General features: G+C 51.8%; 14 protein-coding genes. 10 read left to right on the top strand and 4 right to left on the bottom strand.

Annotated features, from left to right (window positions below; translation table 11 throughout):
* Positions 1-34 precede the first annotated feature (34 nt).
* From RJP21_RS07860 to RJP21_RS07835, 6 genes are all read left to right on the top strand, one after another.
* Positions 35-190, top strand: a complete 156-nt coding sequence (locus tag RJP21_RS07860; protein WP_310858796.1) for a hypothetical protein — start codon at positions 35-37, stop codon at positions 188-190.
* A 215-nt stretch (positions 191-405) separates the two neighbouring features.
* Entirely contained in the window at positions 406-993 is a 588-nt protein-coding gene (locus RJP21_RS07855; protein ID WP_310858795.1) for a TetR/AcrR family transcriptional regulator, read from the top strand.
* 163 nt (positions 994-1,156) lie between these two features.
* Complete coding sequence (locus tag RJP21_RS07850; protein ID WP_310858794.1) at positions 1,157-2,377, top strand: MFS transporter; 1,221 nt, start codon at positions 1,157-1,159, stop codon at positions 2,375-2,377.
* A 303-nt stretch (positions 2,378-2,680) separates the two neighbouring features.
* Positions 2,681-3,232 (top strand): RNA polymerase sigma factor, encoded by a 552-nt coding sequence (locus RJP21_RS07845; protein WP_310858793.1) that lies wholly within the window; start codon positions 2,681-2,683, stop codon positions 3,230-3,232.
* Positions 3,193-4,170, top strand: coding sequence for a hypothetical protein (locus tag RJP21_RS07840; RefSeq protein WP_310858792.1), 978 nt, complete (start codon positions 3,193-3,195; stop codon positions 4,168-4,170). The genes RJP21_RS07845 and RJP21_RS07840 overlap by 40 nt, the downstream gene beginning before the upstream one ends.
* A 122-nt stretch (positions 4,171-4,292) precedes the next feature.
* Complete coding sequence (locus RJP21_RS07835) at positions 4,293-5,090, top strand: hypothetical protein (RefSeq protein ID WP_310858791.1); 798 nt, start codon at positions 4,293-4,295, stop codon at positions 5,088-5,090.
* Positions 5,091-5,879: 789 nt separating this feature from the next.
* Here RJP21_RS07835 and fumC read toward each other — a convergent pair.
* Positions 5,880-7,268 (bottom strand): class II fumarate hydratase, encoded by a 1,389-nt coding sequence (gene fumC / locus RJP21_RS07830; protein WP_310858790.1) that lies wholly within the window; start codon positions 7,266-7,268, stop codon positions 5,880-5,882.
* Positions 7,269-7,521: 253 nt separating this feature from the next.
* Between fumC and RJP21_RS07825 the strand changes: the two genes are divergently transcribed.
* On the top strand, positions 7,522-8,778 hold the full coding sequence (locus RJP21_RS07825) for an alkaline phosphatase (protein WP_310858789.1): 1,257 nt from the start codon (positions 7,522-7,524) through the stop codon (positions 8,776-8,778).
* A 63-nt stretch (positions 8,779-8,841) separates the two neighbouring features.
* Here RJP21_RS07825 and RJP21_RS07820 read toward each other — a convergent pair whose 3' ends face one another.
* Both RJP21_RS07820 and RJP21_RS07815 read right to left on the bottom strand, forming a co-directional pair.
* Positions 8,842-10,386 (bottom strand): DHA2 family efflux MFS transporter permease subunit, encoded by a 1,545-nt coding sequence (locus RJP21_RS07820; RefSeq protein ID WP_310858788.1) that lies wholly within the window; start codon positions 10,384-10,386, stop codon positions 8,842-8,844.
* An 18-nt stretch (positions 10,387-10,404) separates the two neighbouring features.
* Positions 10,405-11,040, bottom strand: coding sequence for an HlyD family secretion protein (locus RJP21_RS07815; protein WP_160042847.1), 636 nt, complete (start codon positions 11,038-11,040; stop codon positions 10,405-10,407).
* A gap of 182 nt (positions 11,041-11,222) precedes the next feature.
* Between RJP21_RS07815 and RJP21_RS07810 the strand changes: the two genes are divergently transcribed.
* From RJP21_RS07810 to RJP21_RS07800, 3 genes are all read left to right on the top strand, one after another.
* Positions 11,223-11,774 carry an NAD(P)H-dependent oxidoreductase gene (locus RJP21_RS07810; protein WP_310858787.1) on the top strand — a complete coding sequence of 184 codons (552 nt, stop codon included), beginning with the start codon at positions 11,223-11,225 and terminating at the stop codon, positions 11,772-11,774.
* Positions 11,775-11,786: 12 nt separating this feature from the next.
* On the top strand, positions 11,787-12,236 hold the full coding sequence (locus RJP21_RS07805) for a hypothetical protein (RefSeq protein ID WP_310858786.1): 450 nt from the start codon (positions 11,787-11,789) through the stop codon (positions 12,234-12,236).
* Between the two features lie 213 nt (positions 12,237-12,449).
* Positions 12,450-13,415, top strand: coding sequence for an alpha/beta hydrolase (locus tag RJP21_RS07800; protein ID WP_310858785.1), 966 nt, complete (start codon positions 12,450-12,452; stop codon positions 13,413-13,415).
* Positions 13,416-13,510: 95 nt separating this feature from the next.
* Here RJP21_RS07800 and ade read toward each other — a convergent pair whose 3' ends face one another.
* A complete protein-coding gene (ade, locus tag RJP21_RS07795; RefSeq protein WP_310858784.1) occupies positions 13,511-15,283 on the bottom strand; it encodes an adenine deaminase in 1,773 nt (590 codons plus the stop codon).
* Between the last annotated feature and the right edge of the window lie 22 nt (positions 15,284-15,305).

The following is a 15,305-nucleotide window of genomic DNA, read 5'->3' as shown; positions in this document are numbered from 1 at the left end:
TGGTTAAAATGGCATGCGAAGGGGGTGCGATCGAATGGTTGACAACAACAATTCCCAAGAGCCGAGCAAATATGAAGTGCAAAGAACCGAGCTGAACAAAATGCCGGTGCCTAACAAGCAAAGAGAGGAATTTGCGAAGGAAATGGTCGAGGACGCGAAAGAGGCGTTCGGCGAGAAGCAATCCGAGTAGTTAGAGGCGAACTTCAAGGACAAAACATAGCTAAATCATCGCGATTACGAGGGGTGTCTTTCGGGTCTATGACTCGTGGGGACACCCTTGTTTGTCGTTACAGCCATCTGCCTTCCGCTCTGATGCAGCCCATTTATCTATTTTACCCATGTCCAATACTTGACTTATCGTTCAAGAAAAATTATAGTATAAGACACGAAAAGGAGGGCAATGCCATGGGCAGACATAAAGAGTTCGACCAGGAAAAAGCCGTCGACCAGGCTCTCGACCTGTTTTGGGAAAAGGGCTACGAAAGCACCTCCATCCAGGATTTGTGCGATCATCTGGGCATCCATCGGGGCAGCCTTTACGATACGTTCGGGGATAAGCACGAGCTGTTTTTGGCCTGCCTCGACCGGTTCAGCCAGCGTGCGGACGAAAATTACAATTATATCTTAAAAGAGGACGCCGATTCGCCGCGGGAACAGCTGGAGCGCTTTTTCTCCAGAGTCATCGACGTGTCGATGAACAACGCGGCGCGCGGGCGCGGCTGCCTGATGACAAATACGACGCTCGGGCCGGTGGCGTACGTGCCGAATGTGGCGCGCCGTCTGGAGGCGTATTACACGAACTCGGAATCTTTGTTTTTCAGCTATTTGATGCGCGCGCAGAAAAAAGGCTGTCTTAAGAGCAAAAACAGCCCCCGTGAATTGGCCCGTTTTTTGACAGGGGCCAAACAAGGCTTGCATGTCATGGCCCGGAGCGCGGCTGACCGCAGCGTATTGGAGGATTTTGTCAAGGTGACGATTTCGACCGTGTTCTAATTTTTTTTAATTAATTCTTGAATTACCGTTCAAGTATTATTTTTTCAGTTATGGCGCTTTTAAATGTTTGTGAAAATACGTCTGTCATCTTTCAAAATACGTCGATAGACGGTTTTCTTTTTCTATTTTCTTGAACGAACATTCCAAAAAAGGAGAGAATCCAATGAAACGCATGTTATGGGTGTTTTTGATGATGTCCATCGGGGCTACGTTTACTTCGCCCTTATTTCCACTTTACCAGGAGCACTATCGATTGAATAGTCTGCAAATCACCGTTTTATTTGCGGTTTATGCGTTGTTTTTGCTTCCGTCCCTGCTTATTTCCGGATCCAAAGGGAGCAGGTGGGGGCTTAAAAGAGTTTTGCGCTTCAGCGTGTGGTTATCCATCATCGCCACGCTTGTTTTTATGGTGAGCCAGCAGGCATGGCTGGTTTATGCCGCCAGAATTCTCGAAGGCATCGCGTATGGCACCTTTACGGGAACGGCCGTAGCCTTTCTGCTAAAGCAGACTCCGAAGGAGCAAACGGGCAAAGCATTAGCGCTGTCGGGAATAACGGTATCCGTCGGCTTCGGCCTGGGGCCGGCCATTACCGGGCTTGTCATTCAATATCTTCACCTCATGCCGCTGAGGGTGCCGTTTTGGATTTTGACATTGTTTTTGCTTAGCGGGCTTATCACGTTTGAAACGTTAAAAGACCGGGACTTCGAGGCTCGCAAACAGCTTGCCAAAACACCTCCGGCACCGATTTCCCTCGGAGTTCCTGATGAAATACGGAGCCCTTTCTGGTCCTTCAGCGCGCTGCCGATCTTTACGTTGTTTACGCTGAACGGCATCATCCTGTCCTTGATTCCTTCGTTTGTGAAAAGCGTGCTTCATTCGTCGAACTTGTCGGTATCCGGGCTGCTGATTTTGCTGCTGCTTGGAGGCGGCGCGCTGCTGCAGCTGCTGCCATTCGTCAAACACCCGGTCCACCGTCTGCGCGTCGGCATTGCATTGCTGTCGCTTGGCGCCTGGCTGGTCGTCTTTTCGGGTTCGACAGGAAGCATTGGCTTGCTCTGGGCTGGCGTTTTGATTCAGGCGCTCGGCAGCGGGTGGACGTTCCAGGTCAGTTTGCGCCTGGCCGGGGAACTGCCGAATCCAGAAGCCCGGTCGAAGGTCATTTCGACCTTCTATTTCGCCGGATATTCGGGATTCATCGTTCCGGTCGTCGGCACCGGCGTGCTGACCTATTTCTTCGACATGAACGTGTCGCTGATCGTCCTGAATATTCTTGCTTCCTTGCTGGTTGTTTACGTGCTGGCTTATTCCGTGAAGTTCGCCCGATATTACGCCAATCGAAACGGGAAGCCGCTGACGGGGAAGAGCCGAAGCGTATCTGCGTAACCCCGTGGCGACGAGCCGCCGGAACGTATAGCACGGAATGATTCAGAGCGCTTCGGTCGATGGGGCGTCGTGAATACAGAATTTTATGTGAATTAATTCTAATCATAGGGCTGCCCTTATAGGCAGCCCATTTTGTTCTATAGCTGCTCGAACAACTCCCTTCTTAGGCGTGTTAGCTCAAAAAAACATCAATTCAAAAAATTTCAAATGTCCCTTTTAAGCAATCTGAAGTGTTATAACAGATAAACAGAGAAGTGGGGGGTGAACTCTGAGTTGGACTCAGCAGAGGAGTATGTCAGTCGGGTGAAAGCAGGCGATCGGGAAGCTTTTCGACCGATTGTAGAAATGTACCAACAACAAATCTATGTATACTGCAGGCGTATGCTTGGGTGTAAGCAAGATGCGCAAGACGCGGTTCAGGATATTTTATTCAAGGCCTACACGAAGCTTGATTTATATGAGTCGAGAGCGACGTTCTCATCATGGTTATATAAGATTGCCTATCATCACTGTCTTAATATGCTTCGTAAACGCCGAATTCGTGATCGGGTATATCGACTTTTTAAACCTGCAACGTACACCGAAAGCGCGGAGCAGAAGCTCGACCATCAATTGTTCAGTCCGTCGCTTGAATATGCCCTGTCCAGGTTATCGGCGGATGAGCGAAGTATTCTGATTCTAAGAGTTTTCGAGGAAAAAACATTCGCCGAGATCGCCGACATTCTCGGTAAAAGCACCGATGCGGTGAAGAAAAAAAATACGCGATTAAAACAAAAAGTAATCCGGCTGATCAACGAGAAGGAAGGTGAGAAGGGATGCAAGATAGAGGAAGGTCTGGTCAAGGTCAAGCTCTGAGAAACATGGAACGCACGGAAAGTCATGATCAAATCGACGTTACATCCGCTGTAATGCGCAAAATTTATCAATACGAGGAAAGAAACTCTTCTCAGCGTTCAGGTGCTCGTCGGAGGATGGTTCTTATCGCCTCATTTTGCGCTGTGGTCCTGCTCTCATCCATTACTGTATACGCGGGCACCAGATTCATTGAAATTAGAAATCATGAAGGAAAGATCGTCATCACTTCGATTGCAGAGCAATCATACCCTTACGCAAACCATTACATAGACGTATTGAACAAGTATGAAGCAGAGCTGAAGAAGAAATTAAAGCCTGGCGAGATGGCTGCCTATTATATCAAGGACAAACAAATACAGGCGGCTGAGACGCTAAACCCGGTTCATTTCCTGTATGTCCCGTATATGCACCGCAGTTATGATGAATTTGCCAAAGAAATGCAAGCTACGGATACGCCCCAATTACGAGAGCCAACCTATATGCCGGAAGGGTATTTATTTGACTCTGGCAGTATTCAGGCCAAACCTGAACCTTTCGTGGGAACTCCTGAATATGAACATCTTCTCGCAGAACTGAAGGCGATGGCGGAGAAATCCCCGAATGACAAAGCGTTATTTTACAAAATGATTCCTCCAACGAAAGGGGCATCATCGATGGTTCGTTATCGCAAAGGGGACTATCAGATCAACATCATCGCCTTCTCCAAGCCCACGGATTCAACCGTTCAGGTCCCTTCCGGAAATGCCGAGAAACTGATGGTAAACGGAAAGGAGATGCTCCTGTCATTAACTGAATTGGGTTCAGCCGTATCCTATCATCGCAGATTAACGTGGCTTGACGCGACCGGACATGTATTATATAACATCACGGATGACGCGAGAGACCCTCTGCCCAAAGAAGAGTTTGCCAAAATTGCAGCCGGAATCATGGGTGAATGAACGAGTGGAAATGTTTTCGTAATTGTATAAAAAGTGTCCCTTTTCGGGTTAACAGATTGTTATATGTTATGTAATCAATTCAAATATGCAAGGCCTTGCGGCCGAAAGGAGCACGAATTTACATGTTAGGAACGAAATTGAAAACCGTTATTTCACTTGTGGCAGTCATGAGCATTGCAGGAGCGGTCAGCGCATACGCCTCGACTTCGTCAGTATTGCCAAAAGACTTGAATAAGGGGGGTGCCGTTGCACTAATCAAGGCAGACCCAAAGCCCGCAACTGTACAAGATCAGATTGATAAGCTGTACGCAAGTCTTAAGCCAGGCCAAGTCATCGCTTATTATGTGAAGGATCCAAAGCTTAACCCGTCCGATCGGATCTCATTTGCAGGGAGAGGTTTTGTGTTCCAGAAATACAACGATTATTTGGCCAAAATCAAGAACATAAACGCGCCTTCACTCGCGAAGCCTGTATCTTTACCAAAAGGTTATACATTCAAAGCTGGATTCTTATATCCCCAAAATCCGGATCCAACATCGGCATTATACGAGAAATTGGATAAAGAATTGAAAGAACAAGCAGCACAAGGAAAGAACATCTTGTACACCAAACCTTTGGAGGTCGTCGAAGAATCCAGTGCCGTTCTTACGTTCGTGAAAAACAAAGTAGAGGTGTCAGTGGTTGCGTCATTTGTGAAGCCCTCGGATCCCATAGGCGGCACACCTGTGCCAGGCTCCAATCCCGATCAAAAAACGGAAACCCTCGGAATCAATGGCGTTGAATGTACTTACACAACGGAGTTAAATGGGAGGGATCACTTAGATTGGACGGATTCAGCAAACCAGGTGCACTATTCGATTTCGGCTAAGAATGCAAAAATGGATGTAATCAACTTCGCTAAAAGCATGGTGAAGAAATAATCTGTTCTGTAATGGAATGCTAAAAGCAATGAGTATATAGAAAAGGGTTAGAATGTACAGAAAAAAAGGTAGCTCGGTCGACGAGCTGCCTTTTTTGATCAAAGTTTTTAATTCAGAAGGAGGTCACGCCCCTACTAGCGTTAGCGATTATTGGAGACTCCAATCATTGGAATTTCTTTTCCGGAGTATAATAAAAGGAGTTTTGATTAATACTAATAAATTCTGAAAAAAAGAGGGAAACGAGCTTTAGAGAGTTTATCTAATGCTCGTTTTTTTTGCTTTGTGCAAGAAAAAACCAAAAATCATGCGTTTTTTCCAATTCATCAAGTAAATTCTTATTTTTTTGTATAATATTTTTAAAAGTAGAATGATGGGGGGATCTTATTTTTATGGTATATGCTCTCTTAGTTGTTGGGCCGTTATTGGGGGTTTTATGGTTCTTAAATTTCACTAATTTCCTCAAAAATTTAAAAAACAATAAAAGCACACATAATCAAAATGTATTAGGGGCAGTTTTAACCTTTATTCTCATTTTTGTATTGATGTACTACTATCTTGGTACACTCTAACCCCTATAGTTAAATTCTTTCATGACAAGTCAGATGCTAACGGATGTTCTTAGTCGTATACATCAAGTCATAACAAAATACCGTTCCTTTCGTAAATGGTGGATCGTATTTCCAGTTTACCAAGAATTATAACAGACAAAGGAGCCGCCCGGGGTCATCTGACTTTTGGAACGGCTCCTTATTAATCATAGCAAGCGATGCACGCCTCGCAAATATAACATTATTCTTTCGGATGGATCATTTGCTCCGGTCGCACAACGGCGTCAAACTGCTCTTCGGTGAGCAGGTTGCTCTTCAGGGCCGCTTCTTTCAGGGTCAGCCCTTCTTTATGCGCCAGTTTGGCAACCGCTGCGGCATTTTCGTAGCCGATATGCGGGTTCAGCGCAGTCACCAGCATCAGGGACTGGTTCAAGTTGCGCTCGATGACGGCACGGTTCGGTTCGATGCCGACCGCGCAGTGGTCGTTGAAGGATACCATCGCATCGGCGAGCAAACGCGCAGACTGCAAGAAGTTATAGATGATAACCGGCTTAAACACGTTCAGCTCGAAATTGCCTTGGCTCGCGGCAAAACCGATCGCCGCATCGTTGCCCATCACCTGACAGACGACCATCGTCATCGCTTCGCTTTGGGTCGGATTCACTTTGCCCGGCATGATGGAGCTTCCCGGTTCGTTCGCCGGAATGGTGAGTTCCCCGATGCCGCAGCGCGGACCGCTGGCCAGCCAGCGCACGTCGTTGGCGATTTTCATGAGATCGGCGGCAAGCGCTTTCAGCGCGCCGTGAACATACACGAGCTCGTCATGGCTGGTGAGGGCATGGAATTTGTTTGCGGCGGAGGTGAAGGTTTTGCCCGTCAGCTTGCTGATGTTGGCCGCCGTCATGTCGCCGAATTTCGGATGCGCATTGATCCCCGTGCCGACCGCCGTTCCGCCGATGGCCAGCTCACGCAGCGATTCGATGCTTGCGCGGATCATGCCTTCGCTTTTTTCCAGCATCCGGTGCCAGCCGCTGATTTCCTGTCCGAGCGTAAGCGGAGTCGCGTCCTGCAGATGCGTTCTGCCGATTTTGATAATATCCATATAAGCTTCGCTTTTCTCGCGGAACGTTTCCTTCAGCTTTGCGATCGCAGGGAGGACTTGATCCTCGACGGCAATCAGGGCCGCAATATGCATCGCGGTCGGGAACGTGTCGTTCGAGCTTTGCGATTTGTTGACGTCATCGTTCGGGTGCACGCGCTGCTCGCTGCCTTTTTCCTGCAGCATTTGGTTGGCGCGGTTTGCGATAACCTCATTGACGTTCATGTTGGACTGGGTGCCGCTTCCGGTTTGCCATACGGCCAGCGGGAAGTGTTCGTTCAGTTTGCCGTCGATCACCTCATCGGCCGCCGCGATGATGGCATCGGCTTTTTCGGCGTTCAGCTTTCCAAGCTCTTTATTGGCGAGAGCCGCGCTTTTTTTCAGGATCGCAAATTCGCGGATCAGCTCCAGCGGCATTTTTTCCGTACCGATTTTGAAATTTTCAAAGCTCCGCTGCGTTTGGGCTGCCCACAGCTTATCCGCGGGAACTTTAATTTCGCCGATGGTGTCTTTTTCGATTCTGAATTCCACTAGCATTTCCTCCTTCACCACTCGTGAGTTCATATTCGTTTCCAAGGCGCATTTCCAGGCCAACCCGGCCGAAAGAAACCGACCTGTCTCCATATGAAATATATCATAATCTTCCGCCTCATTGAAATCGAAAAAAAGAAAGTGCCGCGAAACGAAAAACAATTAAACATAGCGTTTACATTTCTCCTCATTTCTTTTCATAGTTGCCCTCTATACTTGCTTCAAGAAGGACCGATATAAAGGAGGAATTGGGATGAGCAAAAAGAAACGCAGTATCGTACAAGCCGCTTTATGCCTCACGGCGGCAGCCAGTTTGGTGATTTCCGGGGGAGTCGTCCAAGCCAAAGGGAACGCCGCGGCGCCCGCCAAAGCGAAAAACGTCATTTTATTCGTCGGGGACGGCATGGGAGCGGCGCAGCGCGATGCCATCCGCCTGAACACGGTCGGTTTGAACGGTAAGCTGCAGATGGACGATATGCCTTATTCGGCGCTTTTGCGCACGCATTCCACGGTCGCGGTGACCGATTCGGCCGCTGCGGGAACGGCGATTGCCAGCGGCGTCAAAACGTATAACGGAGCAGTAGGCGTCGATGCCAACAAAAAACCGGTCAAAACGCTGCTTGAAGTGGCGAAAGGCCTCGGCAAATCGACGGGGCTGGTAACGACAAGCCAAATCACCGACGCCACGCCGGCCGCGTTTGGCGCCCATGTCGAAGACCGTTCGCAGCAAAGCAAAATCGCCAAGCAGTATCTGGATAACAGCAAAGTCGACGTGCTGCTGGGAGGCGGGGAAGACTTTTGGTATCCTGCAGGCAATCCCGGCAAATTCCCGGATCATCCGGCCGAAGATCCAAGCGAAGAAAGCAAAGGAACGGAAGGCAATCTCGTCGAGCATGCGAAAAAACTGGGTTACCAATATGTAACGAGCAAGGAAGAGCTGCAAAAAGCGAAAAACGGCAAAATTCTCGGCCTGTTCGCCAATGAAGAAATGTTCCAGCAAAAACCGGAAGGCGAAGGGGATGTATACAACCCGGTCGTTTCGCTAAAGGATATGACGCAAAAAGCGCTTGATACGCTTTCCTCCAACAAAAAAGGCTTTTTCCTGATGGTCGAAGAGGAAGGAACCGATGAAATGGCGCATGAAAACAATGCGAAGCTGACGATCAAAGCCGGGCAGGAGCTGGACAAAGCGGTAGGCGTCGCCAAAGAATTCGCGAAAAAACATCCGGACACGCTCGTGCTGGTGCTGGCCGACCATGAAACCGGCGGCTTTTCGCTGGAGCCGGTCGACGACAAGGACGAATCCGGCGACGGCATTTCGAAAGAGGACGGACCGTTCAGCATCTTCGGGTCGAAAGAGCAGTTTTACGTCGATTGGACGACTTCCGGACATACCGGCGTGGACATCCCGTTGACGGCGATGGGAAGCGGCGCGGAGCTCTTTACGGGCGTTCACGAAAACACGTACGTGCATGACGCGATCCTGAAAGCATGGGGCGTGAAAAAATAAAGATACCTTTTCGAAACGTCAAAAAATCCGCTCTTTATTAAAAGGGCGGATTTTTCGTTTCGTCTATTTCGCGGGTTTGGTCCTTTTGGCTTTTCGCGCCCGGCGCAGGAAGAAGGACAACACCAATGCGATGATGGCGATCCAGGTTGCCACGATAAAAGCGTCATTAATGCCTTCGATGGTGGCTTTTTCGGTCACGACGCCAATGACGCTTTGCAGTGCAAGCGCGTACCCCGTTTCTGCCGGAACCCCGGCAGAGGCGGCGATGCTTTGACTCACCGCGGCCAGGTTTTCGGCCATAAACGGATTGTTGGGCGTATACAGTTCCGCGGCCTGCTCAACGTGAATCGTCGTGCGGGTAGACATGACCGTCACAAGCAGCGCCGTCCCGATGGAACCGGCCACCTGCCGCATCGTGTTGGACATGGCCGTGCCGTGGGCCCCAAGCCGGGGAGGAAGCTGGTTCAGCCCTTCGGTCTGCACCGACATCATGATCAGCGACATGCCGAAGCTGCGGATCGTGTACAACAGCATCAGATGCGGAAAGGTGGTGTCCGAGGTCAGCTTGCTGAACTCGAACGTCATCAGCGCCGTAATAAGGAGGCCGATGATCGCCAGCGGCCGCGCCCCGGTTTTGTCGAAAATGGCCCCGGAAATCGGGGACATGACGCCCATCAATAGAGCGCCCGGCAGAAGCAGAAGACCGGACTGAAGCGGGGTGAATCCGCGGATGTTTTGCAAATAGATCGGAAGCAAGAGCATCGCGCCGAACATGGCCATGTTGACCAAACCGCCGATAATGGTGGAAAACGTAAAGATATCATACTGAAACACCCTGAAATCGAGCATCGGAACTTTCATGTTGAGCTCGCGCACGACAAACAAAGCGATGAAGACGAGCCCGACGAACATTGAGCCAAGCACGATCGCGCTTGTCCAGCCCTTGTCCCCCGCCGAACTAAAGCCGTAAAGCAGTGCGCCGAAACCGAGCGTCGAGAAGACGACTCCCCAGAAATCGAACTTTGGCTTGGTGAGTTTGTTGACGTTCGTCAGCCACCGGAAAGCAAACAAAATGTCCAGCACCGCAAGCGGAATCACCATGATGAACAAAATGCGCCATGTGTAATGCTCGACGATCCACCCCGAAAGCGTCGGCCCGATCGCAGGGGCGAACATCATGGCGATCCCCATCGTACCCATCGCGGTTCCCCTTTTTTCCGGCGGAAAAACGGTTAAAAACACGTTCATGACGACAGGCATGATTATCCCGGCGCCGCTGGCCTGAATGATCCGCCCGATCAGCATAATGACAAACGTGTTGCTGATGGCGCATATGACCGCTCCGGCGGTAAACAGCCCCATCGCCGACATGAACAGGGCGCGTGTTCCGTACGATTCGATCAGAAACGCCGTAACCGGCACAAGCACGCCGTTGACGAGCATGTAAGCGGTGGAGAGCCACTGGACGGTCGTGGCCGAAACGTTGAACTCATTCATCAAGTGGGGGATGGCCACGTTCAGAAGCGTCTGGTTCAAAATGGAGACGAAAGCTCCCAGCAGCAGGACGGTGAGCGTTCGGCCCATATGAAATTCTCTAGCATTTGCCATGGCAGGCATGCCCCCTCGCTAAATGTGGATTCGGACCGTAGCGTTCATGCCGGGAACAAGCCCGAGACCTTTGTAGCCTTCGATCGTGATGACAATCGGAACGACTTGCGTCACTTTCGTGTAGTTGGCATTCGAGTTCGTCGTCGGGAACATCGAAAACGTCGAGGCGGTAGCCAGGCCGATTTGGTCGATTTTACCGGTCAGCGTCGTATCCGGAAATGCGTCGACATAGACGTCGACCGTTTGGCCGACCTTGATTTTGTCCAGCTTCGTTTCTTCGATATTGGCGCTGATCCATAAATTACTCAAATTGAAAGCCCTTGCCAGCGTGGTGCCGGGAGCGACGTACGTATGGGGAATGGCATTTTGCTGTACGATCGTGGAGCTGACCGGAAACGTGATATCCATCCGGGTTCCTTGCGCCACGATGCTTCCCACCACTTCGCCCGTTTGGTAATTGTGTCCGACCTGCCCGTTCCAACTCGCAAGCCTTCCGGCCACCGGCGCATTAATGGAAATGGCTTGTCCGGTCACCTGCGCATTATCGGTTTTGACGTAATTCGACGTTTGATTGTAATAGTAGATTGCCGCACCGCCCAACGCGAGCACGATGATGACGACAAGGACATTGACGAGTAGCGCGCGAGAGTTCATACGTGTTAAGTCTCCTCCTAATCTTGGATAGCTAGTTGCAGCCAGATAAACAGAGCATCCCCTAATTGGGGAAGACGTATTCAGGCGTGTCGATTTTTGTAAGATTCGGCAACGCTTATGGATAAATCAGAGGGTAATGGAGATAAATAAGGCATCAAAGCTGGTTAAGGGGGATCATCCGCATGAAAATTTACGTGGTTTATGACAGCGAAAATGGACATACCGAAGCGCTCGCCCGTTCCGTGGCGGAAGGCGCACGCGAGGTTGACGGGGCGGAAACGGAGATCGCCCATGTCAACGACGCCGATATTTATAAACTTGAAGGAATGGATGCGATTATCTGGGGATGCCCGGGGCATTTCGGCACGATCAGTGCGGGCTTGAAAACATGGATCGACCGTCTGGGTTATTTATGGGCCCAGGGCAAACTTGTCGGAAAAGTCGGCGGCGTATTTTGCACGACCGCTACCGTTCACGGTGGCCTGGAGTCGACGTTGATCAATCTGATCACGCCGATGCTGCATAACGGCATGATTGTCGTCGGGCTTCCCGGCAACATTCCGGAAAACGCGCTGTACGGCTCCTATTATGGCGTCGGTGTCACATGTCCCGTGGAATTGTCCGACGAGGACCCCAAAAACCTGCCGAGCGAAAACGACCTGGCCCTCGGGCGCGCTTTGGGCAGACGGGTGGCTGAAGTAACCAAACAACTGGTTGCATCGGCTTCAAGGTAAGGTGAGCGGGACATGGTCATTGCTTTTGTGGTGCTCGCCGTTGCAGCGCTCGTTTTTCTTTTCGTGTACAACTCCCGTGCCGCCAAACGGTCCGGCAAACGTGCAGAAAAAAGGGAAGAGCCTGCAAAGCAAGAAACGCCAACAACGCCTGAAGCTCCGCCCGCGATGTCCATTCAGGATCTTCCTCCTTCAGTTGAGCCCCCAGCCGCGGCCAAGCCCGAGCCGGTTAAGACGGTTGCGCCCCGGACAGCGGACAGGACCGCGCTGACCGAAGCCGAATCGGAGGCGCACCGATCCGCAAGCGAAAGCGACCGTATTTACCGCGAGGCGCTGCGCAAGTTTGCGGGTTATGCTCCGGAAGAGGTTCAGCAGGCGAAGGCGGAAACGAAACCCGATCCAAGCTCCGACGATGCCTACCGCGAAGCGCTGCGGGCCATGGCCCGCAAACAGAAGAAGGACTGATATCTGGATTCAAAAGCCTTAAAAAGCAGCAGTGGTGGTCAAGCCGCGTGCTGCTTTTTTGATGATATAAGCCCCTTTCGGAGGGGATTTGCGTCGATGGGACATTGTGAAAGACTTCGCCAGATGGTATGTTAAAAAGGAACATATTGGGGGATTTTGCAAAGCCCTGATTACTGGGGATGTTCTTCGCGAATTCAGGCCAAGGAGGAAAACATGACTGCGGCATCGATTGTCCTTATATGCGCAATTGTCATCGTGCTGATCCTGATCGGGGCCAGCATGTATTTTTATAATGTCGGAATCAGGCGCAGCCAAAAAGAATTTCTCGAGACGGATCCGGCGCTTGTCAAGGTGGACCATCCGTGGGAAATGGAAGAGGAATGGCTCGGCAGCCAGCCGGTCGAAACCCTGCATATTCAAGGAGAGGACGGGCTTCCTTTAACGGGATATTACATTCCGGCCCCTCTGCCGTCGAACCGGACGGCCATCGTGGTTCACGGCTATAACAGCCAAGGAAGGGAAATGGGCGCTTTCGCCAAACTTTACAGCGAAATGGGTTTTCATGTACTGATGCCGGATAATCGGGGCCATGGGCAAAGCGGCGGGAATTACATCGGTTTCGGCTGGCATGACCGCAGGGATATCGTACAGTGGATTCATTATATCCTGGAGCGGAGCGGGCCGGATGTGCAGATCATGTTGCACGGCGTCTCCATGGGCGGCGCGACGGTGTTGATGACCAGCGGCGAGCAGCTGCCGGATCAGGTGAAATGCATCGTTTCGGACTGCGCGTATACCTCGGTTAAGGATATTTTGACGTACCAATTGAAGCAGATGTACAAGCTGCCACCGTTTCCGCTGCTGCCGGTGACGAGCTTGGTGTGCAAACTGCGTGCGGGATATTTTTTCGGCGAAGGTTCGGCTTTAAAACAGGTTGCCCGGACGCGCCTTCCGATTTTGTTTATCCACGGCGACAGGGATGCATTTGTTCCTTTCCCTATGGTACATCGTCTGGCGGCGGCAGCGGGAGGGGAGAAAGACTTGTATGTCGTGCCTACTGCGGCCCATGCCAACGCCTATTTTGTGAACAAAAAAGAGTATGCGCAGCGCATCGCCCGTTTTGTAAACCGCTATTTGTCCCCTTTGCCGGAACCGGCTAAAAGCGAGCCGGTCGTGTAAACAACCTAGGACTCGGTCCGCACCGAAAAAGAGCCCCTGAGCCGCATGGACATGGATGTCCGGTGCGGTTCGGGGGCTTTTAAGGTTCAACGACGTTATTTGGTTTCGATGATGAGCGGAACAAGCTCTTGTTTATTGACGTCAACCAATCCCAGGTCCGTAATTTTTGCCGCCGGGATGACCGGGAGGGTTGCGACGATCATACGGTGGATCGGATTTTTGCCCGGCATCATGCCGCCATGGATGGTATCGATAAATTCCTTGATTTTCGGCGCGAACGTATCGGCTTCTTCGAGGCTCATGAGTCCTGCGAGCGGGAGCGGAAGGAACGCGACGACTTCGCCGTTTTTGACGGCGATCATGCCGCCGTGGCGTTTGCGGAGCTCGTTGGCTGCCATGACCATGTCGTCCGTATTGACGCCAAGCACCGCCAAATGATGGCTGTCATGCGCGACCGTCGTCGCTACCGCGCCTTCGATAATGCCGAAGCCTGCAAGCAGCCCGAGCGCCTTGTTGTTGTTCAAGCCGTGGCGATGCCAAACAGCGACACGGTTCAGCGGTCCTTTGTGCCCCTCGTAGGCTTCGGGGACGAGCTCCCCGTCTTTCACCGGCAGTACCGTTTCGATGAAACCGGTTGGAAGGCCCGGCGCAAAATCGTATTCAATGACGCGTACGCGCGCTTCGGTCGCGTTCGCATCTTCGACCTCAAGGCGCAAATCCTCAGCATGGATTTCCGGAAGATGCACGGTTTGCAAATACTCCTGCGGCGGCTCCAAATGCTGCTGGCGCTTGATCAGCTTGCCTTCCTTGACGATGTTTTCGCCCCCGATGAAAACATCGGACACGTTCATCGTTTCGAGCGCGTCGACAAGCACGATGTCGGCAAGGCGTCCCGGAGCGATCGCTCCGACATCTTTGCGGTTCAAGCGGTTCGCGGCGTTCAGCGTCGCATAACGGATCGCGTCCACGGCCGGAATGCCTTCTTCGATCGCCCGGACGACGACATGGTTGATATGGCCCCGTTCGACCAGATCGGAGGCAAGCACGTCATCGGTGCAAAGCGTGACGTTCGGCAGATAACCTTTGCCGACGATCGCTTTGGCCACTTCGGCCATGTTCAGCGAAAAGGAGCTTTCCCGGATGTCCACGATCATGCCGGCGCGAAGCTTGGCGATCGCTTCTTCCATCGTGCGGCATTCGTGGTCGGAGTCCGGTCCGGCAACGAGGTATGCCGAAAGCTCCCGGCCGACGACCGTCGGCGCGTGGCCCTGCGGAATTTTGCCGGCGCGTTCGTTCGCTTCGAGGATGCCCATCATGCGCGGATCCTCATGAATGACGCCGTGATAGTTCATGACTTCGGCGACGCCGTCAATGCCGTCCCAGGTGAGCATCCGTTCGATGACCTCAGGGGTGAAATCGGCTCCGGCCGTTTCCACGGACGGAGCGGACGGCACGCAAGAAGGCGCCAGCGTCATGACGCGCAAATCCAGCACTTTGCTGGCTTCGACCATGTAACGGACGCCTTCCTCGCCAAGGACGTTGCCGATTTCATGCGGGTCGGTGACGATCAGGGTCGTACCGTGCGGCAGGACGGCTTCGGCGTAGTGAGCGGGCGTCAGCATGCTGCTTTCGATGTGCAGATGCGTATCGATCAGGCCGGGAACGGCGAACTTGCCTTGGCCGTCAATCGTTTGGGCGGCTTCAAGCTCCGTTTCGCCCGGCGCGGTCACGTGAACGATGGTACCGTCCACGATGCCGATGGCCGCCGGATAAATTTCCCCGGTAAAGACGTTGACCAACCGAATGTTGTTGATTGCCAAATCCAGTGGATGATCGCCGCGCGCTGCGGCTATAAGTTTGCGGTTCATGCTGAATCGATCTCCTTATCCC

Source organism: Paenibacillus sp. VCA1 (assembly GCF_031583795.1).
GTDB lineage: Bacteria > Bacillota > Bacilli > Paenibacillales > Paenibacillaceae > Paenibacillus_AQ > Paenibacillus_AQ albilobatus.
This window is presented reverse-complemented; position numbering and strand designations above follow the sequence as displayed.

Excerpts from the sequence above, each read along its gene's own strand:
- RJP21_RS07860 (WP_310858796.1), top strand. The coding sequence starts at position 35 with ATGGTTGACAACAACAATTCCCAAGAGCCGAGCAAATATGAAGTGCAA.
- RJP21_RS07855 (WP_310858795.1), top strand. The coding sequence starts at position 406 with ATGGGCAGACATAAAGAGTTCGACCAGGAAAAAGCCGTCGACCAGGCT.
- RJP21_RS07850 (WP_310858794.1), top strand. The coding sequence starts at position 1,157 with ATGAAACGCATGTTATGGGTGTTTTTGATGATGTCCATCGGGGCTACG.
- RJP21_RS07840 (WP_310858792.1), top strand. The coding sequence starts at position 3,193 with ATGCAAGATAGAGGAAGGTCTGGTCAAGGTCAAGCTCTGAGAAACATG.
- RJP21_RS07835 (WP_310858791.1), top strand. The coding sequence starts at position 4,293 with ATGTTAGGAACGAAATTGAAAACCGTTATTTCACTTGTGGCAGTCATG.
- RJP21_RS07825 (WP_310858789.1), top strand. The coding sequence starts at position 7,522 with ATGAGCAAAAAGAAACGCAGTATCGTACAAGCCGCTTTATGCCTCACG.
- RJP21_RS07820 (WP_310858788.1), bottom strand. The coding sequence starts at position 10,386 with ATGGCAAATGCTAGAGAATTTCATATGGGCCGAACGCTCACCGTCCTG.
- RJP21_RS07815 (WP_160042847.1), bottom strand. The coding sequence starts at position 11,040 with ATGAACTCTCGCGCGCTACTCGTCAATGTCCTTGTCGTCATCATCGTG.
- RJP21_RS07810 (WP_310858787.1), top strand. The coding sequence starts at position 11,223 with ATGAAAATTTACGTGGTTTATGACAGCGAAAATGGACATACCGAAGCG.
- RJP21_RS07805 (WP_310858786.1), top strand. The coding sequence starts at position 11,787 with ATGGTCATTGCTTTTGTGGTGCTCGCCGTTGCAGCGCTCGTTTTTCTT.
- RJP21_RS07800 (WP_310858785.1), top strand. The coding sequence starts at position 12,450 with ATGACTGCGGCATCGATTGTCCTTATATGCGCAATTGTCATCGTGCTG.
- ade (WP_310858784.1), bottom strand. The coding sequence starts at position 15,283 with ATGAACCGCAAACTTATAGCCGCAGCGCGCGGCGATCATCCACTGGAT.